This is a genomic window from Candidatus Tisiphia endosymbiont of Ceraclea dissimilis (assembly GCF_964030735.1).
Lineage (GTDB): Bacteria > Pseudomonadota > Alphaproteobacteria > Rickettsiales > Rickettsiaceae > Tisiphia.
In genome coordinates this window covers 779,258-804,220 of sequence record NZ_OZ034917.1, presented here as the reverse complement: position 1 = coordinate 804,220, position 24,963 = coordinate 779,258, and the positions used below count along the sequence as shown (strand labels likewise).

The window sequence follows — 24,963 nt, the reverse complement described above, 5'->3', positions numbered from 1 at the left end:
AGCCACTTTGGTGGTGCAACGAAGCAATTCATTTCTAATCTAATCACTTCATGGATTGCCACGCTCACTTACGTTCGCTCGCAATGACGCTAGAAGGTGGATTGCTTCGTCGACCTATGTCTCCTCGCAATGACGATTGGAGTGCAATGACAGTAATACTAATCAAGTACAGACAAAAAATATAACCATTTACCAACAGTTATGCAAGAGGTCTATTTATTTACTACATATTTTTATATATATTTAGTATAATAGACTTATTGTATAATCTAAAGATATTCTCGTGTTTAAAAAAATCAATTTTGCTAAAATGCATGGATTAGGTAATGATTTTGTGATTATCAATCAGCGTGATTTACCTATAAATTGTGATTTACAGCAATTATCGCTAAATATCTCCAATCGTCGTACTGGTATTGGTTGTGATCAGTTTATTATTTACGATCAAAAAGCTAATTACTATGAAATGGCTGTATATAACCAGAATGGCTCAAGTGCCAAATTATGTGGGAATGCTTCAAGATGTCTTACCAAATTGTTATATCTTGATTTCGGTATAACAGAAGTTACTTTAAGAATATACGGAAAAGAATTGTCTTGTAAGATATTAAGTGACAACGAGATCGAGGTAAATACTGGGATAGTTAGTTTTGAGGAAGATTGGATGCCTTCAGCCGAAAAGATTTGGCCAATTATGGAACGTTATATGATTGATATCAAGGAAGTTATTTGTGCTGATATTGGCAATCCACATTTTATTATTTTTAGTGATTTAGCTACTAAAGATAAAGAAATAATTGGAGAGAAATTACAAGCAAAAGAGTTGTTTACTGATGGGGTTAACGTTAATTTTGCTTCAATCAAGGATAATAAAATTTATTTATCGGTTTGGGAAAGAGGAGTTGGTTTAACTCTTGCTTGTGGTAGTGGGGCATGTGCTAGCTTTGCTTCAGCAGTAAAGCTTGGCTTTGTTAGCTCTCCTTGTCAAGTGGTATTTCAATTAGGTAGTCTACAAATGTCAAAACAAGGGGAGAATATCATAATGCTTGGTTCTGCTGCTTTAGTGGTACGTGGAGAGTTTTTTTATGACTAAACCACAAGAAGTCTTAACTCAAAAGGTTGTAACTTTTGGTTGTCGATTAAATATTTATGAAAGTGAAGTGATTAGAACTAACCTAGCTCTTTCTGGTTTAGAAAATGTCATGGTGTTTAATACTTGTTATGTCACTAAGGAAGCTGTAAAACAATCACGTCAAGCAATTCGTAAAGCTAAGAAAAATAACCCTAATGCAAGAATTATTGTTACTGGTTGTGCTGCTCAAAATAACCCAGATATTTTTGCTAATATGGTTGAGGTCGACAAAGTACTTGGTAATGAGGAAAAATTGATTGCTAGCAATTATCAATTTACTGACGAAAAAGTAGCAGTAAATGATATAATGTCTGTGACGGAAACTGCTAATCATCTGGTGGCTAGCTTTGATGGCAAATCTCGGGCTTTTATTCAAGTACAGAATGGTTGTAATCATCGTTGTACCTTCTGCATTATACCTTATGCTAGAGGCAATAGTCGCTCAGTCCCAATGGGAGTGATAGTACAGCAGTTAAGGACATTAGTAGCTAATGGGTATAATGAAGTAGTATTTACCGGGGTTGACGTTACGGCATATGGACCAGATTTACCAGGAGCTCCAACTTTTGCCCAGATGATTAGAAGGATTATAGGGTTGGTTCCGGAGCTAAAAAGGCTTAGATTATCTTCCATTGATGTAGCTGAAATCGATGATGATTTGTTTGATTTGATGGCTTATGCTCCACAAATTATGCCGCATTTTCATATTAGTTTACAAGCTGGTGATGACATGATACTTAAGCGTATGAAACGTCGCCATAATCGTCAAAATGTTATTGATTTTTGTCATAAATTGCGTAACTTAAGAGCAAATGTATCATTCGGGGCAGACATTATAGCTGGTTTCCCGACGGAAAATGAGGTAATGTTTGAGAATACAAGAAAACTTATCTCTGAGGCGGATTTGCAATATTTACATGTTTTCCCGTATTCTGAGCGTGAGGAAACTCCAGCTGCCAGAATGCCGCAAGTAGCAAAGTCTGTTAGAAAAGCTAGAGCAGAAATTTTAAGGGTAACAGGGAAGCAGCAATTACAACAATTTTTCCAAAGGAATATAGGGCATGAAGTGGAATTACTTGTAGAGCAAAATAACATAGCTCATACAGAAAATTTTATTCCGGTAAAGTTGCAAGGTAATTTTGACGTTGGGCAAATTATTAAAGCTCGGTTAGTTGCTGTAGAGGATAATTATATGATTTCAGAAATTTTGGTATAGTAGACTTACCTAGCATAAGTCAAAATCTGATAGAGATATATGTAGTTTTATCAATTTAATATTCTTTTATGACAAAAAAGTTAAAGCATGATTCATTAGTCAAAACAATAATGGCTGATCCTGTGGCAGCTCAAGAATTTTTGGAATATTATTTGCCTAATGATTTTAAGAGTTTAGTAGATTTATCAAAGATAACAGTAGAAAAAGAAAGCTACATAGAGGAATCGTTAAACAAAAAATATAGTGATATAGTGTATGGAGTTGCGACCAAGAATCAGGGTAAGGCTTTTGTGTATGTGTTGATTGAGGCTCAGTCGGGCGTTGATTATTGGACAGCTCTACGATTATGGAAATACACATTATTATTGTGTGAAAGGCATAAAAAAGGAAGAAAGAAATTACCATTAGTATATAATTTAGTAATTTATAATGGTAAAGAAGTTTATACTGCCCCTAGGAATTTATGGAGTTTATTTACCGATGCAGTTATAGCCAAGAAAGTGATGACAGAAGATTATCAATTGGTTGATTTACAAAGCATGTCTGATGATGAAATAATGAAGAAGAAGCATATTGGGATGTTAGAATATATGTTCAAGCATATTCATCAACGAGATATGATAAAGCTTTGGGAAGAATTTCTGCAGAGATTTAAATTAGAGATATTAGTAGATAAGGAAAAAGGCTATATTTACATAAAATCATTTTTATGGTACACTGATGCTAAGCTTCCTGAGGAAAAGCAATCAGATATTGGAGGAAGTACTAACCAAATATTTATCAGAAGAAGAACAAGGTGTTATTATGAGAACTATTGCACAAAAATATATCGAAGAAGGTGAAGCTAGAGGTATCCAGCTAGGTGAAGCTAGAGGTGAAGCTAGAGGCGAAGCTAGAGGCAAAGCTAGAAGAAATTTCGAAGTGGCAAGAAATCTTCAGAAAGCTGGAATATCGATTGAGATAATATCTCAATCTACTGGGTTAACTAAAGAGCAAATTGAAGAATTAGAATAAATATAAGGATTCTTACAATTGCCACGCCACCTAACTAGGACTCGCTAATAGACGTCTTTTCAACTACTATTTCCTTAGGTTGCCACCTATGTGCAATGACGCTAAGGCTAAATACTAATCGGATTTATAACGTTGCCAATTTAAGTTAATTCACTATATAAATAATTGCTATGAAAAAATTTAAAAGCATTGCTGTCTATGGTGGCGGTAGCTGGGGAACTGCACTAGCCTGTCAAGTGGCAAGGTGCTATGAGGATGTGTCGATATTGGTACGTGAGAATAATATTATCGAGGAAATATTAAAGAATCGAACTAATAGTAAATATCTTGGTTCTGATATTACATTACCAACTAATCTAGTTCCTTGTGATAATTTGTCAGCTTTACTAGACAAAGAAGTAATAATTATTGCGGTACCATCTTTTGTTTTTCAGGAAACTTTGAAGATATTAAAAAACGCTGGGATATCTGAAAGCGTAGCGTTATTAGTTGCAACTAAAGGATTTGGCAGAGACCCTACGGAGTTATTATCTGATAAAGTAAAAGCCATATTACCAGCTAATCCTTTAGCCTTTATAGCTGGACCTAACCTCGCTAAAGAAGTTGCTCAAGATTTATTAACTTCAGTAACCATTGCTTCTTTAGATGTTAATCTTGCCAAACGACTAGCAATTAGCTTGGCATCTCAACAATTTAAGTTGACCATAACTGACTATATGGTAGTGATGCAAGTGGCATCGGCTGTTAAGAATATTATAGCAATAAAGAGTGGTTGGTATGATGCAAAAGGTTACGGACAAAATGCAAAAGCCGGGCTTATAACTCAAGCAATTCAAGAAATAAGAATTTTATCTGAGGCTATTGATGGAGAGCTTGGAGATGCTTCTATTTTGTATGCTCCAGGTATATTAGGGGATTTGGTACTAACTTGTTATTCTAAAGAATCACGAAATACTAGATTTGGTTATGAGCTTGGTAAACATTTAGATGTTGGAAATTTTTTAAATCAAAATTTATACTTAGTGGAAGGGCTAGAATCTGCTAGACTGGTATTGGATCTCATAAGAAAGTATGACCTAGTACTGCCTATTATTGAATCAGTAATTAAAGAACTGAAAATAATATGAAATTCTTTAGCAAATTACCACAAACATTATCACAAATAGTTAGTAAAATAATATTATTAGAATGTTGTTTGTTATTAGTAATTTTTCCACTAGAAAATTTTAGAATTAACACAGAAACTGTTATTTTTCCAGCTTTTGAAGTTAGTTTACTTTACTATTTTGCTACATTTTATCATATTGGTTTTTGGCTAATATTTTTAGTAGGAATAATTTTTGACCAATTATATTCTATGCCAATTGGTACAAATTCCTTGGTTCTTGTAACTGCTCACATAATTTTACAATTTGCTGGAAAATTCTTTATAGTTAGAAGTTATTTAACAAATTTCCTGATTTTTGGGTTATATTATTTTTTTATATTACATTTTAGATATTTGCTAATTTTAACTAAAGGTCTATCTTCCCAAGGGTATCTTACGATGTTAATGCACTATCTTACTACGATATTTTCCTATAATTTGCTACGAATTCCTCTTGATAAGGTATTGTTCCCCAAACGTCAAGGAGAGGAGGTTTAACCCTCAAACGTCATGGCTCAGAGCTACTTTAGTAGAGACAAAGCAATTCAGAAAAGTATTAGAAATGGATTGCTTCGACCATTACATGGTCTCGCAATGACGTTTGGTATCTAGTACTACAAAAACATAATAGGAATCGCTATCAAAAAAATATGCTAAATAATAAAATATTACATAACCAGTTAATATCAAGACGGTCTTTTCTGATAGGTTCAGGAAAACTAACATTATTTTCATTATTGGCTGGAAAAATGTTTTACATGCAGTTATTTGAAAGTGATAAATATCGTACTTTATCTGATAAAAATCGGATAAGTTTTATTCTAGTTCCGCCATTCAGGGGACAAATTTATGATGTTAACGGTAATGTTCTAGCTACCAACCAAACTTGTTTTAGGTTATTACTGGATATGCATGAGGCTACTAATTACAAACAGGAATTAATTCTAGTAGCAAATATCTTGCAACTAACTGAAGAAAAACAAAATTACATTAATCAAAAAATAAAAAAAGCCAATAAACGTGTTCCTTTACTGATATTAGATAATCTTAGCTGGCAACAAATGTCACTCATTGAGGAACAAAAGTTAAATTTAACTTCTATTTTTGTAGATGTCGGTTATGTAAGATTTTACCATTTTTCAGAAGCCGCTTGTCATGTAATAGGTTACACTGGACAGATTAATGAGCAAGAGAAACAAGAGCTAGAAATCAATAATTTAGGGGATTTTAATATTGGTAAATCTGGTGTAGAAAAATATTATGAAGAAAAGTTACGTGGGAAATTTGGTTATAAGCAGATAGAAGTAAATGCTTTAGGCAAACAAGTCAGAGAAATTACCAATCTTCCAAGTCAACAAGGAGAGGACTTACATCTAAATATTGACGCAGAGTTACAACAAAGAGTGCAGCCTTATTTAACTAAACAAGGCTGTTCGGCGATAGTTATTGATACAAATAACGGTAATGTTTTAGTGCTGGCTATGTCGCCGGTATTTGAAGCCAATAATTTTGTAAAATTGTCTCAAGATTATTGGCAAAGTTTAATTAATGATCCTTATAAGCCGTTAATTAATAAAACCATACAAAGTACTTATCCACCTGGTTCTATTTTCAAAATTATTACAATTTTAGCTGGTTTAGAGAGTGGAATTAAACCGGATAAAACGGTTAATTGTACTGGGGATTCGGTATTAGGTACTAATAGCTTTCGGTGCTGGAGTCGTCATGGTCATGGCACAGTGGATATGTATAATTCCATTAAGCATTCTTGTAACTCTTATATGTATGAAATAGCTCGCTTAACAGGTCATAAAAAAATATTAGATATGGCAAGAAATTTTGGTTTCGGTACAAAAACTGGTATTGATTTGATTGGAGAAGCCTCAGGTTTCCTTCCTTCAGAAGAATGGAAAATGAAAAAATTTAACTCTAAATGGACAATTGGTGATACTCTTAACTTATCGATAGGGCAGGGATTTTTATCAGCTACTCCAATCCAGTTAGCTAGGTTTGTAACGGCAATTGCTAATAATGGGAAATTGTATAATCCTAGAATTGCTAAAGATATATCGGTATTTGATCAGGTTAACATCAATCAAAAATACTTAGATATTTTAAAAGAAGGCATGTATAAAGCAGTTAATACTGAAGGAGGAACTTCCTATTATAGTAGGATTTTAGCAGAAGGACATCAATTAGCTGGTAAAACAGGTACCGCACAAGTGCAAGCAAAAGCTAATATAGATGATGATTTAAGCAGTAAATCAGTTGTTTGGCAAAGGCGTAACCATGCTATATTTGCCGGGTTCGCTCCCTATCAACAACCTCGTTACTCTATTCTGGTCTTTGTCGATCATGGCGGAGGTGGAGGCAGGGTGGCAGCTCCTATAGCTAACAAAATTATGACTATGGTACTTGATAAATATATTTAGCATTACTCCGCTATAGTCAATTGATGAGAATTGGGTAGCAGGAGTGCATAGGCGTTAGTTTAAGAAAACAGTAGTTGAAAAACCGTCATTGCGAGGAGACCGTAAGGTCACGAAGCAATCCAGAAAAGTGGTTAGAAGTGGATTGCCACGCCACCTACGGTGGCTCGCAATGACGGAGTAATATTAAATTACATAATTTATGTAAAATTAATATATTTTTTTATTATTCTACTTAGTGCTAGCAATCTTATAGTATATATTAACTATATTAATCTAAGAACCTGAAATATGATAAACCCAATTTTAGAACAATTTATAATTATTTTGCCTGAGATAATGCTGACCTTACTGGCTTTGTTTAGTCAACTATCGGCTGTATTTTTTAGTAACAAAACTAGAATCATCACTAATATTACAATATTATTATCGATTGTATTTTCTATTACTTTGGTGCAGAGTAGAGCGGTAGCTTTTAATGATTCCTTTGCCATTAATAGTTTTACTGGTGTTTGTAAAGTCTTTGCTTTGCTTTTTTCAATAATGACCATAATAATTTATTATGGTTATTGTAAAGTCACTATAGTCAATTCAGGAGAATTTGGGGCTAGGAGCGATGGAACGACGCCTATAAGTAATAGGCAAGCGACAAACAACAACGTCCCCAACTTCTCATCAATTGACTATAATGAAAAATTTAAGCCAGAATTCATAACCTTGGTGTTACTTTCGACCGTTGGTATTTTTATTACTATATCGGCTCGTAATTTCCTACTATTATTTGTGGCTATGGAATTGCAAGCACTAGCAGCATATGTACTAGCTGGCTTTAGTTTGTATAATATTAAATCATCAGAAGGAGCGTTAAAATACTTTATTCTAGGTAGTTTGATTAGTTGTCTGACCTTGTTTGGGATATCCTTTATTTATGGATTTGGTGGTAGTTTAGATTATAGTAATATTCTACAAAAATTAAATCAATCACCGCAGCCAAATATTGGGTTAGTAAGTGGCTTAGTACTTTTTTTAAGTGGTATTTTCTTTAAATTATCTAGTGCTCCTTTGCATGCTTGGACGCCAGATGTATATGAAGGATCACCAATTCCTTCAGTTACCTATTTTGCTGCTGCTACAAAATTTGGCAATGTAGTGGTGTTATTAAATATAATGACGATGGTAGTTGGTGATTATAAACAAATTTCAGTTGATTTAATAAAAATAACAGCAATTTTGTCAATGTTGATTGGGGCAGGTGGGGCTATTAAACAAAACTCTCTCAAAAGGCTAATGGGATACAGCACTATTCTAAATATTGGTTATGTTTTGCTGGGAGTTGCTTTGCATAGTGAGCAAGGTAATAATGCAGCATTAATATATATATTTATTTATGCTGCTTCCGTTTTAGGCTTTTTTGCCTGTTTAATTGCTCTGCTGGGGGGAAAAGCTGATACGGCAAATTTTGATGATATTAAGGGTCTGGCGAATAGTCGTAAGGCTTTGGCTGCTGGGATTACCATTATCATGTTCTCGATGATTGGTATTCCCCCACTGGCAGGATTTTTTGGTAAATATTTCATTTTTTATCAGGCTATTGTAGAGGAACAATTTACTCTAGCATTTATAGCTATTGGTACCAGTATTATAGCAGCTTATTATTACCTCAAAATAGTTAGGTCTATGTACTTTTTTGAGGCAAATAAAAGTTTGCAGCTAGATTTAGTACCAACCCATCAAAGCTTAAAGTTTATAAATTGTTTTATTATAGGATTTTTGTTAATTTTTTCTCTTTTTATAAAGTAGTTTGATGAGGAGTTATGTCTTGGCAAAAAAAATATAAGCTACTAGTTTTTGATACAATAGATAGTACTAGCTGCGAAGCTATTAGGATGGCTAAGAGCTGTCCTGATGGTAGTTATGTAATATTAGCAAAAAATCAAACAAAATCGCGTGGAAGAAATAACAAAATTTGGCATTCTAATCTAGGAAATTTGCATGTTAGTATATTATTAAAGCATCAAATTAATCTTAGTTATCTTCCGCAATTATCTTTTGTTATGGCTATTGTTGTGTATAAAACTATTACTTCTCTTACAGCCAGTTCAGTGAATTCTATCAAATTAAAATGGCCCAATGATATTTTGATAAACGACAAAAAAGTATCTGGTATATTGCTTGAATCTATTAGTATAAATAACAATAATTATCTTATTATAAGTGTTGGCATTAACATCAAGGAAAATCCTTTAAATATTGAGCAACTGGCAACCAATTTATCTGATGAGAATATAGAAGTAAAATATCCAGAATATTTATTAGATATCTTGATGATTAATTTTGAAAAATATTTTAGTAGATGGAAAGAACAGGGATTTAGTAAAATAAGACAATATTGGCTTAGAAATGCTTATAAGTTGGGCGAGATGGTTAGTGTAAATGATGGAAACACAAAAATCTCAGGGATTTTTAAAGATATAGATGAAAATGGAGGTATAAGAATTCAGCTTGAGGATGGGAAAATAATTACCTTATGTAGTTTTGAGATATTAGATTTTTTATAAAAATAATAGTTGCGATATTAATTATATTTGATATTATGCCCTCGCAATATTTGACGTCGTCAGATACGGATAAAACTGTAAACAGAAGCGGTCTAGAAGGCTGTCTGTGATAACTAATTAATTATATTTTGAGCCAAAAAGAGCCAAATATAGAATTACTTTACTCACCTTACGCATGGCATTTAAAAGCCATATAAAAAAATAGCTTGGCGTCATTGCGAGAAGCTACTTTAGTAGCGACGAAGCAATCTAATGAATGTGGATTGCTTCGACCATGTAGTGGTCTCGCTAATAGCGTTTTGTACTTTCCCGGAATTTTTAAATTGCCCTGGGTTATGCGTAGGGTGAGATACTAAATCTTTTTTTAACATTAAATTTGAGGAATAATAAATTTTTACCAATCGTTGCCTTACCCTATGAATAAATAAAATATCTTGTTGCTCTACAGTTTTGATAGGCACAAACCTCATATTAGGTCTCGCTACTGCCTCACATATTGCTTCGCTATCTGCTTGATCATTTTTATTAGTTTTAACATAAGGCTTAACAAATTGTGGAGCTATTAGTTTTACAGTATGACCTAATTTTGTTAATTCTCTTGCCCAATAGCTAGCTCCACCGCAAGCTTCCATGCCTACTAGACACTTTGGTAAGTTAGCCATAAAAGTTAGAACCTGCTCTCTCATTAATTTTTTCTTTAATATTGTCTTACCATTTTTATCTACACCGTGAATTTGAAAAATTCTTTTGCAATATCTATACCAATTGTGGTAACTTCCATATGGGCCTCCTTATTGTTGTTTAGGATTCATTTCCTATCCTAGAAGATTAGCATATGCTTCTCATTCTGTATATAGGGTAGGTTCATACCATTATTTCATTTAAAAATTAAGTAACAGGAGATAATATTAATGGCTAGTTATTATTTATGGTTTAAAGCATTCCATCTTATATCGGCAATTTCTTGGATGGTGGGTTTATTATACTTGCCAAGATTATATGTATATCATTCTAGAGTGGCGGTAGGGAGTGAATCTGATAAAACATTTCAGTTAATGGAAAGTAAGTTACTCAGAATAATTATGAATCCTGCTATGATAAGTACCTATACTTTAGGTATAATCAATAGTTATATATATGGGTTAGTAGCTTTAGGAACATGGTTTTATATAAAAATGACAGCAGTTTTAGGCATAACTATTTTTCACGGTTTATTATCTAGATGGCGAAAGAATTTTGTTGATGGAAAAAATAATCATTCCGAGAAATTTTATCGTATGGTCAATGAAGTGCCGGCATTATTGATGATCATAGCGGTTATTATGGTTATTGTTAAACCATTTGATTAATTTTATGCAATTACCTATTAGTGCATTGAAAAAATAATGTATAGTCAATTAATGGGAAGTTAGGGACGTTGCCACTCGTCGCTTGTCTATTACTTATAGGTATTGTTCCTAGCCCCAATGACTATATAGCTTAATATGATAAAATAGTATAAAAATGAATTTTAATGCAAATTGCTAAAATATTATTGCCATTGGCTAATCTTTTTCCATTGGATTATTCAATTCCAAATGAATTAGAATTAGCTATAGGGGATTTAGTAATAGTCCCTTTTAGAAATAAGGAATTAACTGGTATAGTATGGCAGTTAGATATTGAAGTTTCAGAGAAATATAACAAAATCAAATCTATTAAACAGAAAGTACCACTTGAATTTAAACTTAATCAAGAGATATTATCGCTAATTAAGTGGGCTGCTAATTATTACATGGTAGAGCTTGGTTCAATTGCAAAGTTGGTTTTACCAATTGATATTGCTGAGCAACCTATAAAAATAAAACACCAAGAATTAAATAAAGATTTTACTTTACCACCCCTCTCAATAGATCAACAAAAGGCACTTTCTCTATTAAGTCAATCAGATAAACCATCAATTATTAAGGGAGTAACCGGATCAGGTAAAACAGAAGTTTATTTTCATTTATTAGCTAAATATTTGAGGCAAGGTAAGCAAATATTGATAATGTTACCAGAAATTGCTTTAAGTCAACAAATTATAAATCGTTTTATAGAAAGATTTGGCTTTAATCCAATAATATGGAATTCGGCAGTTACTAAAGCTCAGAAAAAGATGATTTTAAGAGGTTTGCTGAACAATGAAATTAAAGTCATAATTGGTGCTAGAAGTAGTTTATTCTTACCGTACCCTAGTCTTGGATTAATTATTATTGATGAAGAGCATGATAGTTCTTATAAGCAAGATGATGGTATATTATATAATGCTCGTGACGTAGCAATATTGCGGGGAAGCCTATCTGCAACAAAAGTAGTATTATGCTCAGCTACTCCATCTATTGAAACAATTTATAATGTAAATACAGATAAATATCAATTAATTGAATTGTCAAGTCGTTACCAAGATGCAACTTTACCAAAAATTCAAATAATAGATATGAAGAAGGAGAATTTACCAAAAAATTCTTATTTATCTACAAAGTTAATAGAGTCAATTCGTGAAAAACTGGCAAGCAAAGAGCAAGTATTATTATTTCTAAATCGTAGAGGTTATGCTCCGTTAATGTTGTGTAAGCTTTGTGGTTATCGTTTTACTTGTAATTATTGTTCTGCTTGGTTAGTGGTACATAAATCTAGTAAAAAACTTGAATGTCACCATTGTGGTTATCAGAGTAGGATTCATATTGTTTGTCCAGATTGTTTAGAAAAAGATTCTTTAACTATCTGTGGTCCTGGAATTGAGAGAATTGAAGAAGAAACTAGGAGTATTTTTCCTGATAGTAAAATTGCTGTAATTAGTAAAGATTATTCTCAAAAACCTAAAGACATACAAGAATTACTATATAAAATGGAGAATTTGGAAATTGATATTTTAATTGGTACTCAGATGATTACTAAAGGTTATCATTTTCCCAATCTTACCTTAGTGGGTGTTATTGATGCTGATCTTGGAACAGTTAATAGTGGGGATTTACGATCAAGTGAACGTAACTATCAGTTACTTCATCAAGTTGGAGGTAGGGCAGGAAGAGAAGATAAAAAAGGTGTAGTATTAATGCAAAGTTATTATCCAGATAATGCTATATTTAGCTATATAAAAAATGGAGGAGATCAATTTTTGCAATATGAGCTTAAAACAAGACAAGCAGAAAATATGCCACCTTTTACCAAAATGGCATCGATAATTTTATCTGGAAAAAGCGAGCATAAAGTGTTTGAAATATCCAGGAATTTAGTTGCCATTGCTCCAAAAAGTTCAGCACGAATACTTGGACCATCTAGTGCATTAATGTCTAAATTATCAGGAAAATTTCGCTATCGTATCTTAATCATAGTAGATAGGAAATTTAATCTACAGAAATTCTTGCAAATATGGTTAAGTTTAATCAAAATCCCCTCTTTTTGTCACTTAAAAATAGACATTGATCCTAAGAGTTTTCATTAATTAGTTATCGCAGGCAATATCCATATATCATACAATTTTTATTTATTTCCTTGTGATGAGTAGAAAGATGATCGATAATAGTTATTGCGAGGAGCCTCTTTGCGGTGGCACGGCAATCCAAAAAATGGTCAGGAATGGATTGCTTTTTGGCTTAAGCCTTTTCGCAATGACGTTGATACTTCAGATGGAGTCAGAAATGATTAACACCAACAATAAATACATAGTTTGATATGAGTAAATATGTAGAACTAAATGATGCTAAGATAAGTTTTTGCCTAGCTCAATCACGGGATGGAAAATTAATAAAATCTTGGTTTGATAAACCACATGTTAAACATTATTGGGACAATAGTAGCGATCTATTGGAAAACCTACAGAATTACTTGCAAGGTACGAAAGATATTTTTGATTATTGGCTAGGCTTTTATGATATGCAACCCTATGCGTTAATAATGACATCAGATGCAAACGACTCTACACCGGAACATCTACTACCTTGGGTTAAACCTAAGGAAATCACTTGGACTATAGATTTTATGATAGGACAAGAAAATTTTCTAGGATTGGGTTTAAGCTCAATGACCTTAGCAAGATTTATAAATACAACAAAACAAGTTAGCACTTGGATAATTGATCCTAGTGAATCAAACCATAAAGCAATTAGTGCCTATAAAAAAGCTGGTTTCAAAATAGTTGATAGTTTTGCTCCATCTACAGGCTACTTTAAGGATGTACCACATTATTTAATGATTCTAAAGAATTATAGCTAATCCGAACGTGTTCTTGATACCATTATTAGTTCCTAAATGTCTATTAGCGAGAACACATAGTGAAAGTGGATATTGATATTGAATTTATAATGGCAAGATATTAGACCTCTTTTGAAACTCTACTTTTGCAATGACTAAAAATAAGAGCAAATACCATGTTAACTAAAGAAACTAAATTAAAACTATACGCTTCTGCTTTGAAAAGTATCAAATTATACAATAAATATATTGCTTCCATACTACTACTATTACCCTTAATGGCAAATGGTAAAATTGTTAAGACTAATAGTTTAGAGCAAATAAATAATGAATATCAAGAATTATGCAATAATTATCCTCCTGAGGATATCCTGTTGGTTATAGGGAGAGACAAAGTTATATTCAAATCATTCTTTCCACCAATTAACCAACTGAATAAAAATGAATTATCTAAACTATCTGAATTATTTAAATCAGTTAAAGCATCAAAGGTAGTTTATATTGATACAATATTGTTTACAGAGTATAAAAATGAGTTATTAGATAGTAATTTACCTAAATTTATAAAAGGTATAATGGATAAAGGCAGTCCAGTAATTGTTAGTGACCGTAGTTTAACTGGTAACTTTAACAATATAAAGAAACTAGAAATATGGAAGGCTGATTATTTAAAAAAATTCAATATTGACTTATCTAATAGTTTCCCTCAACATAATTATCTTATTTTTAATAATATGGAGCCTTTCGATAATACTTATCAGACATTTTATCAAGGTATATTGAGCAGCAATAATAGTCCTCTATTTCGGTTAATATTAAACTTTTTAATAGAAGTGAAGTTCGTGCCAAAAGTTCTAATAATGGTTGATGAAAATTCTAGTGAGCTAATTTCGATGGAAAGTCAACTTAAAAATTATGACGATAATGTAATGTTTATTGGTTATAATTATCGATTATCTGATACAAAAGAATCAATATTTAACTCTCGTGATTTTGTAAAATTATTTAGTGAGTTGATTAATAAGATAAATGCTACAAAAAGAAGCAATGTTAAAATTAAGAATCAGAAAAACATAAATCCATATGACAATAAAAAATAACCTTTTATTAAAATTGTTAGACCTCCTGCATAAGTCAAAATTATTATTAATTCTTGTTATGCTACCATATACGAGTTATGCAATAATCATTCCCACTTATTCTATAGATTCTGTTACGGTAAAAAATTTATTTGAAAAAATTAATGGATCTAGCTTAGTGCTAATCAATATTGATGATACAATAGTTACGCCTAAGTCTAATATGTTTCGTTATGCCAATCCTTATGGGGGGTTTATCGAGGAGCTTGTTGCTTTAAAAAAGTATCGTTCCAATATAGATGAAGTAATTGCTAAGTTGCTACTACAAAGACAAGTTATGTTGGTAGAAGCTAATTGGTCGAAATTTATTGATAAGCTAAAGAGTTCTGGGGCTTTGGTTTTTGGCTTTACTAAAATTAACCCAGCATGTAGAAGGATTGAAAATTATGAGGAATGGCAGTATGAGCAACTAAGTAGGCTTGGTATTAAATTTACTAATAAAGTTAATAATAAAGAAATATTAAAATTTGATGAGACTGATAAAAAATCACCAATTTTTTATAAAGGCATAATATTTACTGATGCTTTAAATAAAGCTCAGGCACTATATGAGTTTATGCGTATCACAAATATTTTACCTGATAACATTATAATTTTTGAGAATAAAAGAAGTGAATTAAAACATATAGATAATTTTCTAAAGACAGTTGACCTAGATTATTATGGAATAGAATATTTAGCTGTTACAAAACTAAAGGGTACTGCACAGGATAATATAGTGAAGTTGCAACAAGAAGTATTATTAAAAACAGGAAAATGGTTAGAAGATGATGAGGCTAAGCAATTTATAGAAAATAACAAATGATGGTTAATTTAATTAGGTCGTTAAAAAGTTTAATTACCGATGCTGGAAGAATTGCTCTAATGACAAGAGATTTAGGGCTAATAGTTTGTTATAAAGATGATAATTCACCTGTAACAAATGCTGATAAAGAAATTAGTGATTTTATATATAATGGTTTAACAAAGTTAACACCAAATATTCCTGTAATTTGTGAAGAGAGAGAGCCAGTTGCTTTAAATAAAGAGCAATTTTGGTTAATTGATCCGATTGATGGGACAAAAAGTTATGTCAAAGGTGAGGATACATATACAGTAAATATTGCCTTGATAAAAAATGGTATGCCTGTTATTGGCTTTATCTATCAACCATCCATACAGAAATTACATTATACAGATGTTAATAATATTTTGCGAGTTGAACAAAATGATGTGGCAGTAAGTTTTGACGTCTTACCTAGAAATCATTATAGTGCTGTTGTTAGCTCACGCTGTTCCAATTCAGAGATTAAGAAATTTTTAGAAAAACATTTAATTACCGAAATAGTTAGCATACCAAGCTCTATTAAATTATGTTTAATAGCAGAAGGGAAAGCCGATATTTACCCCAAATTTGGGACAACTATGGAATGGGATATCGCAGCAGGTCATGCACTAATTAAAGCTAATGGTGGAAATGTTGTTGATCTAGATGGCAATGAATTAGTTTATCAAAAGAAGAATTTCCAGAACCCTCATTTCTATGCTTATAGTCGATATTTCCCTATTCTTACTTCATTGTAATAACAAAGAAAAATATTTATGTTTTTCTTAATGATATAACATGTTATAATATGTTATATAGTAAATAACTAAATAAATAGGAGGTTTAATATGAATTTTAATATTTATATCAACGATCATTTATATAACGAGCTAGAGCAGCAAAGACAATTATCAGGTAGAAGTAGAAATAGCATAATAAATGAAGCATTAACTGACTGGATTAATAGTCATAAACAAACAAAATGGTCAGAAGGCATTTTTAGTTTTGATAAAGACACAAGAGATTTATACCCAGATACAAAGGAATTAAGGCAAAGTATGTTAGAACCAAAAGATCACAAGTTTTAATGAAATATAGGACAACATAATGAAATACCTTCTAGATACTTGCACAATATCCTTTTTTCTCAGAGGGCAGGTTAATGTTATAGAACAAATGCAACAGGTTAGTCCTAGTGACTTAAGTATATCTGTTGTAACTTTATTGGAGATAGAATATGGTTTTAATATAAAACAAAGTCAGCAGATGAATAAGCTGTATAAGAAATGGCAAAGCCTAGTAAGTCTTATTAGTATCTTACCATTTAATGATGGTACTGCAATAATAGCAGCTGCAATTAGAGCATTGCTAAAACAGCAAGGTAAGTCTATAGGAGCATATGATGTTTTAATAGCTGCCACCGCATTAGAGCATAAAATTATTTGTGTTACTAATAACTTATCAGAATTTCAACGTATTAAAGAATTAGAATTATTAGATTGGACTGTTGGCACTTAAAGAAATTAATAGAAGAATATTATGGATTTAGTAATACATACATTTGGTTATATTGACGTGTATTATAGTCAATTGATGAGAAGTTGGTGACGTTGTTACTCGTCGCTCCTAGCCCCAAATTCTCCTGAATTAATGGTATGGACCTACCCTATATACAGAATGAGAAGCATATGCTAATCTTCTAGGATAGGAAATGAATCCTAAACAACAATAAGGAGGTCCATATGGAAGTTACCACAATTGGTATAGATATTGCAAAAGAATTTTTTAAATTCACGGTGTAGATAAAAATGGTAAGACAATATTAAAGAAAAAATTAATGAGAGAGCAGGTTCTAACTTTTATGGCTAACTTACCAAAATGTCTAGTAGGCATGGAAGCTTGCGGTGGAGCTAGCTATTGGGCAAGAGAATTAACAAAATTAGGTCATACTGTAAAACTAATAGCTCCACAATTTGTTAAGCCTTATGTTAAAACTAATAAAAATGATCAAGCAGATAGCGAAGCAATATGTGAGGCAGTAGCGAGACCTAATATGAGGTTTGTGCTTATCAAAACTGTAGAGCAACAAGATATTTTATTTATTCATAGGGTAAGGCAACGATTGGTAAAAAATCGTACTGCACTTGCTAATGAGATCAGGGGATTATTACATGAATTTGGTTTTGTTATACCGCAAGGAATTAATAAAATTATGACAAAACTAACTGAGATTTTAGATGAAGGAGCTTTAAGCCAGCTAAGCTATCGAACGTTTAGTGAGTTAAAAGAAGAATTTCTAGAGAATGATAAAAAAATAAAAGAATTAGAACAAAGATTAAAAATTATAGCTAGCCAGTATAGTAATCACCAACAACTAATGACGATACCAGGTATAGGGTTAATTACTGCTACAGCCTTAATAGCGTCAATAGGTAATGCTAGTTGTTTTGAAAATGGCAGGCAATTATCAGCATGGCTAGGATTAGTACCAAGGCAACATTCTAGTGGTGGCAAAGATAAGTTGCTTGGCATTAGTAAAAGAGGTGATATATATTTACGCACTTTGTTGATTCAAGGAGCAAGAGCAGTACTGAATAGTAAAATAAGATTTACCACGGAAGAGCAAAAATCTAAAAAAGATTATAGCAAGTTTACTAAAGTTACATTTTTACTAATACCAAATCACTATCTATTTAATAATATAGATGCTATAGTGTGTTATTTAAGATAGTATAGTGTTAATTAAGATGTCTAGAGGGTATAAGGTATTAGAAGTTAATGTAGAAGAAGTGAAACAATTAATGAATGAAGCAAAGACTAAAGAAGAATTTAGACGTTATCAATCAATCTATCTAAGAGTGAGTGAAAAAATGCCGACATCATTGATTGCTAAAGTTACAGGATTATCAGAAAGTCATGTTCACAGAACCCATAGTTAATGTCGGAAAAAAGGCTTAAAGGCACTATGTAGCAGGAAGAAAGGTGGGAGATACAGAAGTTATCTAACTCAAGAGCAAGAACGTGAGATGCTTAAAAAGATAGAACAGAATGCCGTTAATGGTGGGATAGTAGAAATTAGCAAGGTGCATAAGATTTTTGAGGAAACGGTTGGTAGTAAAATAGCACGTTACACAGCTTATAGGCTGCTTCATAGGCATGGGTGGCGTAAAATTGCACCAAGACCATACCATCCTAAACAAAAGAAGGATGCGGTAGAAACTTTTAAAAAAAGTGGCCTGATATGGTTAAAGAAGCAAGAGTATCAGCAGCAACTGAAGGCAAGGAATTAAAGATATTCTTCCAAGATGAGGCACGTTTTGGTCGTATAGATTCATTAAGGCGTTGCTGGGTTCCGGCTGGAATCAGGCCTTTACTTAAGAAACAAATTATTCGTGAATATACTTATACTTATGGGGCAATTTGTCCATTTGACGGTGCTAGTTGTTTCCTTATTTTGCCTTTAATGAACCAAGATTGGATGATGTTAATGCTACAAGAAATGGCAAAGCGTTATAAGGATAATTTTCTTTTAGTAGTATGCGATGGAGTTGCTGCACATAAACTCGATAAAGAATTATTACCTAATAATATTAAACTAGCTTACTTGCCACCATATAGCCCACAATTAAACCCACAAGAAAATATATGGGATGATATGAGGGAAAAATTCTTTTATAACCTAGCTTTTGATTCAATGAATGCTATAGAAAATCAACTAATCACAGCATGTAATTATTATGAAAATAATCCTGCAATTGTCAAATCTATATGTGCTTGGAATTGGATAGTATCTTGTTAATTAGATAGTGATTTGGTATAAGTTGATTCCAGGCATAGCAAGCATTAGCAACGATATCTTCGTATACACCGTAACATTGATTAGATAGGAAGTGATTTTTGATCCACTGCCAAATTTGTTCCATCGCATTTAATTCCGGCGCGTATGGCGGAAGCGGTACCAAGGTAATGTTACTTGGAATAATTAATTTTTTCGCTGCATGCCACCCGGCATTATCTGTTAATAATGCAACATGCCTACCAGAATCAATAGTCAAAGAAAATTCATCTAAGAACTTATTCATTGAATCAGTATTGGTATATGGTAAAATTAACGCAAAAGATTCGCCCGTATCATGGCAAGCAGCCCCATAGATGTATGTTGAGATAAATTGTTGTTGCCTTACTTTCCTAGGTCTGCTCCCACGTTTAGCCCATATGCGACTTAAACTACCTTGCTGCCCAATTCGAGTTTCATCCTGTGACCAAATGTCAACCTTACTCCAATCAATATCTTTTGGTAATAATACTTTTAGCATATTGGCGAAGTTTTTTTATATGTATTTTGAGTTGCTTGATTAGATTTTGGGTGTATTGAACGAGAAGTAATCCAGCTAAAACCAAGTCGATGTATAGTGTTATAAAATGTTTTTAAACTACATTTAATACCATATGTTTCAAATAACATATTATGTAATTCCTTTCCTGTTATATAACCACCTGTCTTACTTTCACTCAACATATTTATTTTATCAGACAGAAAAGATTCTTGTAAGCTATTGAATTTTCTAAACGCACCACTCCTATGTGATTCAAATAATCCATCAAAGCTAGAGTTTCTAAATCTTCTAAGCCAAGATTGTACTGTTTTCCAGTGCGATCCAACTATTATCGATACAGTTTTCAATGACTTGCCTGATTGCAGGTGATGCATTGCTAATAAGCGTATGCGATTTCTTCCGTGCAACTCGTTTTTCATTAGGCATATGAAATCATGCTCATGAAAACCTTTTGGTAATATTAATGTTCTTGCCATTTTACTACCTGCTCAAGTTTATATTCCCATATTATAATATACCTCCTTAACTATTTCAATTGGTATTAAACTATTTTTTGAGCTGCGAGGCTCCCCAACCTCAATCCTCAAGAACGAGCAAGAAGTATTACAAATAAGGCAACAACGTAAGATGATGCAAATGCAACAGATACAAGGGCAATGATCAAATGAAACTATCAATTAACTCATCATCCCCATCACCTTTATTAAAAAAAGAGCAATTAAAATCAATTTATTGCAAGCTTTTTAGTGGAGAAGATGGTAAAATAATATTAGAGGATTTAGCTCAGATGAGCGGCATATATCGTAGCAATTTCGTTCGGCAGGAAAGTGAGTACACTGCCTTTCTTGAATGACATCGAGCGTTGTTCCTATATATATGCTCACAGGCTTCAGAAGATGATGGAGTTAATAATATTGATGGTGCTAAAATGAACCAGATAAATAAAGGCAACATTTAGTAATAATTAAGAGGTTATATTATATGTTTTTATCAAAATTTCTTGACCCTAAAAATGATTTTTGTTTTCGCCAAATATTTGGTACTGAAAAGAATAAAGATATACTTGTTCATTTTTTAAATGATGTCCTAAAATTTGAAGGTAGTGACAAAATAACTAATGTGGTATTTTTACCAACTATCCAAGACCCTGATATTGCTATTTACAGAAAGTCTATTGTTGACGTATTATGCAAAGATCAACATGGTAATCAATTCATAGTAGAGATGCAGGTAAGTGAACATAAAGGATTTGAGAAAAGAGCTCAATATTATGCTGCTAAAGCATATTCTAAGCAAATACTCAAAGAAGATGAAAACCATAAAAAGTTGGCAGTATACGCTAAATTAAAAGGAGTAATATTTTTAGCAATAGCAGATTTTGTGATGTTTGACGATAAAAAACATTGGAAATCAAAACATTGTCTTTTAGATACAGAGAGCTATGCCAATGATTTAAAAGATTTTCATTTTGTTTTTTTAGAACTCGAGAAATTTAATAAAACTATTAATGAGCTGGAAACTATTGAAGAGAAGTGGATGTACTTTTTTAAGCATGCAGGGGATAGTACATTAACCTTAACAGATATAGAGCATTTAATAGGTAAGGATAAAATTATTAGGAGAGCCTTTGAGGCTGTAGACCAAGCTAGCTGGTCAGAAGCAGAACTTAATACTTATGAGGAAATAACTAAATCCCGTCTTGATAATTTAGCGGTAGAGCAGCAAAAAATTGAAGATGCTGAAGCTAGAGGGGAAGCTAGAGGCGAAGCTAGAGGCGAAGCTAGAGGCAAGGCTGAAGAAAAAGTAGAATTAGCAAAAAAAATGCTGAAAGAAGGCTATCCTATAGAAGGTATAAGTAAATTGACCGGACTAACTCTTGAAAAAATAAAGAAGTTAAAAGAAGAAATGGAAAAGTTAAGAGAAGAATAAGCAGATGAGCAAAGAATTAATTGCTAATAACTATGAAGCTAACAATACTTCCTCTGGTAATGACTGGTTAGCTAATATGCCGGAGGAAATACGTAAATCTGAGTCACTGGGTAAATTCAAGGATGTCTCATCTTTAGCTCAGAGCTATTTGGAAGCAGAGAAAAGTTTGAATCAGCGAGTTGCTGTGCCAAAAGATGACAGCTCTGATGAGGAGTGGCATAAATTTTATTGTCGGCTTGGATTGCCTGAAGATAAGAAATATACTGATAAACGCTCCAAGGAAGATGAGGAGTATTTAACTCGTTATGAGGACATGTTTTACCAAAGCGGATTATCTAAAAGGCAAGGTGAAAAGCTGCTTAATTCTCTGTATGGTTTCTCGCAGGATTTGCAGAAACAGCAACAAAATGCTATTGAGCAAACACGTCACTCTCACATTGATTGGCTGAAAAATACTTATGGTAATGCCTTTGATAATAAAATGACAGTGATGCAGGCAGCCTTATCTAAGTTTGGTACTAAGGAATTGGCTGGATTAATTGAAGATTCGCATTACGCACCAGCTTTAGTAGATTTATTAGTACGAGTCGGTGAAACTTTAAAATCTGACTCGTTAGTAACTGGTAAAGAGCTACCTGGCATTAACAGCCGAGAGGCGGCATTGTCAGAGATAGATAAACTTGATTCTGACCCCGAGTTTGTGGTAAAATTAAAGACTAAAGACCATACGGGACATGAGCAAGCTGTTAAACGTATGCAACAATTATATAAAATCGCTTATGATAAAGAACAATAAAAAATAACATAAATTAATGTAACCAACCAATCATTAAAGTCATGAAGTAGGTGGCAACTCATTTTAAGGCTGCAACTTCGCAATAACCTAATCATAAAAGAGCCACTAATAGCATATATACCCGAAAGGTCGTTAGCTGCATAGCAGACAACGACACCTTAAGTTTTTTATTCGAGTATGCATGATATCGCACTTTAAATATTGATAGATTATTTGAGGAGGAAATATGGAACAAATAACAGACGGTCTTAAAGAACAATTTGCCAAAAATATCAGCTTAATTACTCAGCAAGAAGGTTCTAAACTACGAAAATGCGTTACTAATGGTACGCAGGATACAGAGGTAATTAGTTTTGAGTCAATGACTACCCATGAGGTCGAGAGTAGGAATCGACGGGCAATTGATCCTGAAGATCATTTACATGGACATTATACTGATGCTGGAGACCCCGGTAGATTAGAACAAATAGAATTTAAGATACCAACTATTTCAAGACGGTTTTTGACTGCTTCTGCCTATCATTGGAACGCTACTATGGATAGAAATGATAAGTTGAACCTACTAACCGATCCCACTTCGCATTTTCCTAAAATGGCAGGTTGGGCTATGGGTAGACAACAAGATAGAGTAATTATTAGTGCTTTTGCCAGTCCAGTTCGAGCAGGAAGGACAGGTAGCAATGTGATTAACTTTGATGTAGTTAATAATGTGGTACCAGTGGGAATTAAGGTTACTGATACTAATTTTACCTTAAATGCTCAAGCTGCGGTTGCTGCTAATAGAGCGGTCATTGACTCGAAAAGAGCCGGACTAACTGTCGACAAACTAATAAAAGCTCATCATATCTTAAAAAAACGCTCTTTTGGTATGTATGATAAATTATATTTATTATGTTCAAGTAATCAAATCTCAGACTTACTACGCGATCCGCAAATTACCAATTATGACTATAATAACGTTAGAGCCTTAGTAAGCGGTGAAGTTAATAGTTTCTTAGGATTCACTTTTATTACTAGCGAGATGCTGGGTGGTATATATGATAATACTGGGGAGGGGAATCAATCTAGATACGCTGTTAGGGATTGCTATGCCTTTAATGAAGGAGCTATAAGATTTAACACGGTCAGTGGTTCTAACAAGAAGGGCATTGAAGAGCTAGTACAATACCACTATGCCAAGGTGTTATATTACAGTGAAGCCTTTGGAGCTAGCCGTGATAATGAACAAGCAGTAGTGGTAATTAAATGTTTAGAGAATTACGATCGTAACAGCCATCGTGGTGAATTATGGAAAGCAATAGAGGAGATGAATTACAAAAGAGGTGTGCATAGCATAACAATGCCATGGCAGATGTTTGGCAATCAATGTCGGAATAGTGATAATACAGAGGATATTGAAGATAATGATTTAACAGTAATTGCTAATAATAATTTAGCTACTAGGGTACAAGGTTTGGTCATGAGAAGAGCGGCAGCCGAGGATGAATTTGGCGGTGCTATTGTTGAGAGTGAGAATGAGGACGATGCATAACTACAAAATTTATTCAATATAATTCCTGGTGTAACTACCGTGAAATATGAAATTATCAAGAAGGCAGTAGTGTTACTTGGATCAAATGTTAGTATTAGCAGCATTGGTGGTGGTAGAGTATCAAAAGCCGAGGAATTATGTGAGGAATTTGTTAACCCTGCTATTGAAGATACTATATTAATGGTTAAATGGTCATTTGCCTTACGGAGAGTTGATAATATTGAAGCTAACAAAGCTAATAGACACAATTTTACCGAAGTGCCGGAAATTAATGATTGTATTAAATGTGCAGTAATAGTGCCGTCTAATCTACAATTTTATACAGAGGCAGGTAAGATTTACTTTAAGGGCGGTAAACTTACCTCACTGTTTTACTACAGCAGAAATATTGTTGATAATTTACTAAATAACGATACGACTATTTGGCAACAAGTGCCTGCGAGCTTTAAGTTATTAGCGGCTTTATCGTTAGCCTCACAAGTATCATTTGCTATGTATTCAGATAGTTTGTTTGCTGATGGACTAAAGAAACAATATTTAATCAAACTAGAAGAAACAAGAAGGATTTACGCGGTTGATTATAATCTGATTAATTCCGGTGAGGTATAAATAGCTTGAATAAAAATATTGCATAAAATAGAAAATAATTAATTGACAAGCAATTATAAGTAGAATATCTTGCATTAAGATAACAACTAATGATTAAAGAGAACTA

The 24,963-nt window shown here is 32.8% G+C and carries 24 protein-coding genes and 4 pseudogenes; 25 read left to right on the top strand and 3 right to left on the bottom strand.

Annotated features, from left to right (window positions below; all coding sequences use genetic code 11):
* The first annotated feature begins 283 nt into the window (after positions 1 to 283).
* The 8 genes and pseudogenes from dapF to ACQH1V_RS03880 all read left to right on the top strand — a co-directional run bounded on the left by dapF (position 284) and on the right by ACQH1V_RS03880 (position 9,496).
* Positions 284 to 1,093 (top strand): diaminopimelate epimerase, encoded by an 810-nt coding sequence (dapF, locus tag ACQH1V_RS03915; RefSeq protein WP_425360832.1) that lies wholly within the window; start codon positions 284 to 286, stop codon positions 1,091 to 1,093.
* Positions 1,086 to 2,348, top strand: a complete 1,263-nt coding sequence (gene mtaB, locus ACQH1V_RS03910) for a tRNA (N(6)-L-threonylcarbamoyladenosine(37)-C(2))-methylthiotransferase MtaB (protein WP_425360831.1) — start codon at positions 1,086 to 1,088, stop codon at positions 2,346 to 2,348. Before dapF ends, mtaB begins: the two co-directional genes overlap by 8 nt.
* Before the next feature lie 68 nt (positions 2,349 to 2,416).
* Positions 2,417 to 3,362 (top strand): annotated as a pseudogene (locus tag ACQH1V_RS03905) (Rpn family recombination-promoting nuclease/putative transposase).
* Positions 3,363 to 3,532: 170 nt separating this feature from the next.
* A complete protein-coding gene (locus ACQH1V_RS03900; protein WP_425360830.1) occupies positions 3,533 to 4,489 on the top strand; it encodes an NAD(P)H-dependent glycerol-3-phosphate dehydrogenase in 957 nt (318 codons plus the stop codon).
* Positions 4,486 to 5,007, top strand: coding sequence for a hypothetical protein (locus ACQH1V_RS03895; protein WP_425360829.1), 522 nt, complete (start codon positions 4,486 to 4,488; stop codon positions 5,005 to 5,007). Before ACQH1V_RS03900 ends, ACQH1V_RS03895 begins: the two co-directional genes overlap by 4 nt.
* Positions 5,008 to 5,159: 152 nt before the next feature.
* Complete coding sequence (gene mrdA, locus ACQH1V_RS03890) at positions 5,160 to 6,941, top strand: penicillin-binding protein 2 (RefSeq protein WP_425360828.1); 1,782 nt, start codon at positions 5,160 to 5,162, stop codon at positions 6,939 to 6,941.
* 672 nt (positions 6,942 to 7,613) lie between these two features.
* Positions 7,614 to 8,738: pseudogene (locus ACQH1V_RS03885) on the top strand (NADH-quinone oxidoreductase subunit N); the annotation flags it as partial.
* Between the two features lie 14 nt (positions 8,739 to 8,752).
* Positions 8,753 to 9,496 carry a biotin--[acetyl-CoA-carboxylase] ligase gene (locus tag ACQH1V_RS03880; RefSeq protein ID WP_425360827.1) on the top strand — a complete coding sequence of 248 codons (744 nt, stop codon included), beginning with the start codon at positions 8,753 to 8,755 and terminating at the stop codon, positions 9,494 to 9,496.
* A 392-nt stretch (positions 9,497 to 9,888) separates the two neighbouring features.
* Here the strand turns inward: ACQH1V_RS03880 and ACQH1V_RS03875 are convergent.
* Positions 9,889 to 10,277: pseudogene (locus tag ACQH1V_RS03875) on the bottom strand (IS110 family transposase); the annotation flags it as partial.
* A 130-nt stretch (positions 10,278 to 10,407) separates the two neighbouring features.
* On the opposite strand from ACQH1V_RS03875, the gene hemJ reads away from it, so the two are divergent.
* The 12 genes and pseudogenes from hemJ (at position 10,408) to ACQH1V_RS03815 (ending at position 19,454) form a co-directional block, all read left to right on the top strand.
* Positions 10,408 to 10,845, top strand: a complete 438-nt coding sequence (gene hemJ, locus ACQH1V_RS03870; RefSeq protein ID WP_375333589.1) for a protoporphyrinogen oxidase HemJ — start codon at positions 10,408 to 10,410, stop codon at positions 10,843 to 10,845.
* A 164-nt stretch (positions 10,846 to 11,009) separates the two neighbouring features.
* Positions 11,010 to 12,962, top strand: a complete 1,953-nt coding sequence (locus tag ACQH1V_RS03865; protein WP_425360826.1) for a primosomal protein N' — start codon at positions 11,010 to 11,012, stop codon at positions 12,960 to 12,962.
* A 230-nt stretch (positions 12,963 to 13,192) separates the two neighbouring features.
* Complete coding sequence (locus ACQH1V_RS03860; RefSeq protein ID WP_341749327.1) at positions 13,193 to 13,732, top strand: GNAT family N-acetyltransferase; 540 nt, start codon at positions 13,193 to 13,195, stop codon at positions 13,730 to 13,732.
* Positions 13,733 to 13,887: 155 nt separating this feature from the next.
* Entirely contained in the window at positions 13,888 to 14,811 is a 924-nt protein-coding gene (locus tag ACQH1V_RS03855) for a DUF2608 domain-containing protein (RefSeq protein WP_425360825.1), read from the top strand.
* Positions 14,795 to 15,655: a DUF2608 domain-containing protein gene (locus ACQH1V_RS03850; RefSeq protein WP_425360824.1), complete on the top strand. Its 861-nt coding sequence runs from the start codon at positions 14,795 to 14,797 to the stop codon at positions 15,653 to 15,655. The genes ACQH1V_RS03855 and ACQH1V_RS03850 overlap by 17 nt, the downstream gene beginning before the upstream one ends.
* Positions 15,652 to 16,413 carry a 3'(2'),5'-bisphosphate nucleotidase CysQ family protein gene (locus tag ACQH1V_RS03845; RefSeq protein ID WP_425360823.1) on the top strand — a complete coding sequence of 254 codons (762 nt, stop codon included), beginning with the start codon at positions 15,652 to 15,654 and terminating at the stop codon, positions 16,411 to 16,413. Before ACQH1V_RS03850 ends, ACQH1V_RS03845 begins: the two co-directional genes overlap by 4 nt.
* A gap of 90 nt (positions 16,414 to 16,503) precedes the next feature.
* Positions 16,504 to 16,743: a hypothetical protein gene (locus ACQH1V_RS03840; RefSeq protein WP_341749324.1), complete on the top strand. Its 240-nt coding sequence runs from the start codon at positions 16,504 to 16,506 to the stop codon at positions 16,741 to 16,743.
* A 19-nt stretch (positions 16,744 to 16,762) separates the two neighbouring features.
* Positions 16,763 to 17,173: a PIN domain-containing protein gene (locus ACQH1V_RS03835; protein WP_094649476.1), complete on the top strand. Its 411-nt coding sequence runs from the start codon at positions 16,763 to 16,765 to the stop codon at positions 17,171 to 17,173.
* A gap of 224 nt (positions 17,174 to 17,397) precedes the next feature.
* Positions 17,398 to 18,248: pseudogene (locus tag ACQH1V_RS03830) on the top strand (IS110 family transposase); the annotation flags it as partial.
* Positions 18,249 to 18,402: 154 nt separating this feature from the next.
* The gene (locus tag ACQH1V_RS03825) at positions 18,403 to 18,594 is read left to right on the top strand and encodes a hypothetical protein (protein WP_425360822.1); all 192 of its coding nucleotides are present in this window, start codon (positions 18,403 to 18,405) and stop codon (positions 18,592 to 18,594) included.
* Positions 18,595 to 18,681: 87 nt separating this feature from the next.
* Positions 18,682 to 18,945, top strand: coding sequence for a helix-turn-helix domain-containing protein (locus ACQH1V_RS03820; RefSeq protein WP_425360821.1), 264 nt, complete (start codon positions 18,682 to 18,684; stop codon positions 18,943 to 18,945).
* Complete coding sequence (locus ACQH1V_RS03815; RefSeq protein WP_425360780.1) at positions 18,897 to 19,454, top strand: IS630 family transposase; 558 nt, start codon at positions 18,897 to 18,899, stop codon at positions 19,452 to 19,454. The genes ACQH1V_RS03820 and ACQH1V_RS03815 overlap by 49 nt, the downstream gene beginning before the upstream one ends.
* Here ACQH1V_RS03815 and ACQH1V_RS03810 read toward each other — a convergent pair.
* The gene (locus tag ACQH1V_RS03810) at positions 19,420 to 19,971 is read right to left on the bottom strand and encodes an IS630 family transposase (RefSeq protein ID WP_425360820.1); all 552 of its coding nucleotides are present in this window, start codon (positions 19,969 to 19,971) and stop codon (positions 19,420 to 19,422) included. The two genes, ACQH1V_RS03815 and ACQH1V_RS03810, sit on opposite strands and share 35 nt — an antisense overlap.
* Entirely contained in the window at positions 19,965 to 20,468 is a 504-nt protein-coding gene (locus tag ACQH1V_RS03805) for a helix-turn-helix domain-containing protein (protein WP_425360819.1), read from the bottom strand. Before ACQH1V_RS03805 ends, ACQH1V_RS03810 begins: the two co-directional genes overlap by 7 nt.
* Positions 20,469 to 20,656: 188 nt before the next feature.
* On the opposite strand from ACQH1V_RS03805, the gene ACQH1V_RS03800 reads away from it, so the two are divergent.
* The 5 genes from ACQH1V_RS03800 (at position 20,657) to ACQH1V_RS03780 (ending at position 24,857) form a co-directional block, all read left to right on the top strand.
* Entirely contained in the window at positions 20,657 to 20,845 is a 189-nt protein-coding gene (locus ACQH1V_RS03800) for a hypothetical protein (protein WP_425360818.1), read from the top strand.
* A gap of 128 nt (positions 20,846 to 20,973) precedes the next feature.
* A complete protein-coding gene (locus tag ACQH1V_RS03795) occupies positions 20,974 to 21,921 on the top strand; it encodes an Rpn family recombination-promoting nuclease/putative transposase (protein WP_425360817.1) in 948 nt (315 codons plus the stop codon).
* A 4-nt stretch (positions 21,922 to 21,925) separates the two neighbouring features.
* Complete coding sequence (locus tag ACQH1V_RS03790) at positions 21,926 to 22,717, top strand: hypothetical protein (RefSeq protein WP_425360816.1); 792 nt, start codon at positions 21,926 to 21,928, stop codon at positions 22,715 to 22,717.
* Between the two features lie 226 nt (positions 22,718 to 22,943).
* Positions 22,944 to 24,248: a phage capsid protein gene (locus ACQH1V_RS03785; protein WP_425360815.1), complete on the top strand. Its 1,305-nt coding sequence runs from the start codon at positions 22,944 to 22,946 to the stop codon at positions 24,246 to 24,248.
* Positions 24,249 to 24,287: 39 nt separating this feature from the next.
* Positions 24,288 to 24,857 carry a hypothetical protein gene (locus tag ACQH1V_RS03780; protein ID WP_341749318.1) on the top strand — a complete coding sequence of 190 codons (570 nt, stop codon included), beginning with the start codon at positions 24,288 to 24,290 and terminating at the stop codon, positions 24,855 to 24,857.
* Positions 24,858 to 24,963 lie beyond the last annotated feature (106 nt).

Bases quoted from the DNA above. Each gene is read 5' to 3' on its own strand.
- ACQH1V_RS03815 (WP_425360780.1), top strand. From the start codon at position 18,897: ATGGTTAAAGAAGCAAGAGTATCAGCAGCAACTGAAGGCAAGGAATTA.
- ACQH1V_RS03785 (WP_425360815.1), top strand. From the start codon at position 22,944: ATGGAACAAATAACAGACGGTCTTAAAGAACAATTTGCCAAAAATATC.
- hemJ (WP_375333589.1), top strand. From the start codon at position 10,408: ATGGCTAGTTATTATTTATGGTTTAAAGCATTCCATCTTATATCGGCA.
- ACQH1V_RS03850 (WP_425360824.1), top strand. From the start codon at position 14,795: ATGACAATAAAAAATAACCTTTTATTAAAATTGTTAGACCTCCTGCAT.
- ACQH1V_RS03800 (WP_425360818.1), top strand. From the start codon at position 20,657: ATGAAACTATCAATTAACTCATCATCCCCATCACCTTTATTAAAAAAA.
- mtaB (WP_425360831.1), top strand. From the start codon at position 1,086: ATGACTAAACCACAAGAAGTCTTAACTCAAAAGGTTGTAACTTTTGGT.
- ACQH1V_RS03835 (WP_094649476.1), top strand. From the start codon at position 16,763: ATGAAATACCTTCTAGATACTTGCACAATATCCTTTTTTCTCAGAGGG.
- ACQH1V_RS03810 (WP_425360820.1), bottom strand. From the start codon at position 19,971: ATGCTAAAAGTATTATTACCAAAAGATATTGATTGGAGTAAGGTTGAC.
- ACQH1V_RS03795 (WP_425360817.1), top strand. From the start codon at position 20,974: ATGTTTTTATCAAAATTTCTTGACCCTAAAAATGATTTTTGTTTTCGC.
- ACQH1V_RS03825 (WP_425360822.1), top strand. From the start codon at position 18,403: ATGTCTAGAGGGTATAAGGTATTAGAAGTTAATGTAGAAGAAGTGAAA.
- ACQH1V_RS03845 (WP_425360823.1), top strand. From the start codon at position 15,652: ATGATGGTTAATTTAATTAGGTCGTTAAAAAGTTTAATTACCGATGCT.
- ACQH1V_RS03805 (WP_425360819.1), bottom strand. From the start codon at position 20,468: ATGGCAAGAACATTAATATTACCAAAAGGTTTTCATGAGCATGATTTC.
- ACQH1V_RS03840 (WP_341749324.1), top strand. From the start codon at position 16,504: ATGAATTTTAATATTTATATCAACGATCATTTATATAACGAGCTAGAG.
- ACQH1V_RS03855 (WP_425360825.1), top strand. From the start codon at position 13,888: ATGTTAACTAAAGAAACTAAATTAAAACTATACGCTTCTGCTTTGAAA.
- ACQH1V_RS03860 (WP_341749327.1), top strand. From the start codon at position 13,193: ATGAGTAAATATGTAGAACTAAATGATGCTAAGATAAGTTTTTGCCTA.
- ACQH1V_RS03790 (WP_425360816.1), top strand. From the start codon at position 21,926: ATGAGCAAAGAATTAATTGCTAATAACTATGAAGCTAACAATACTTCC.
- ACQH1V_RS03820 (WP_425360821.1), top strand. From the start codon at position 18,682: ATGCTTAAAAAGATAGAACAGAATGCCGTTAATGGTGGGATAGTAGAA.
- ACQH1V_RS03900 (WP_425360830.1), top strand. From the start codon at position 3,533: ATGAAAAAATTTAAAAGCATTGCTGTCTATGGTGGCGGTAGCTGGGGA.
- ACQH1V_RS03895 (WP_425360829.1), top strand. From the start codon at position 4,486: ATGAAATTCTTTAGCAAATTACCACAAACATTATCACAAATAGTTAGT.
- ACQH1V_RS03865 (WP_425360826.1), top strand. From the start codon at position 11,010: ATGCAAATTGCTAAAATATTATTGCCATTGGCTAATCTTTTTCCATTG.
- ACQH1V_RS03880 (WP_425360827.1), top strand. From the start codon at position 8,753: ATGTCTTGGCAAAAAAAATATAAGCTACTAGTTTTTGATACAATAGAT.
- mrdA (WP_425360828.1), top strand. From the start codon at position 5,160: ATGCTAAATAATAAAATATTACATAACCAGTTAATATCAAGACGGTCT.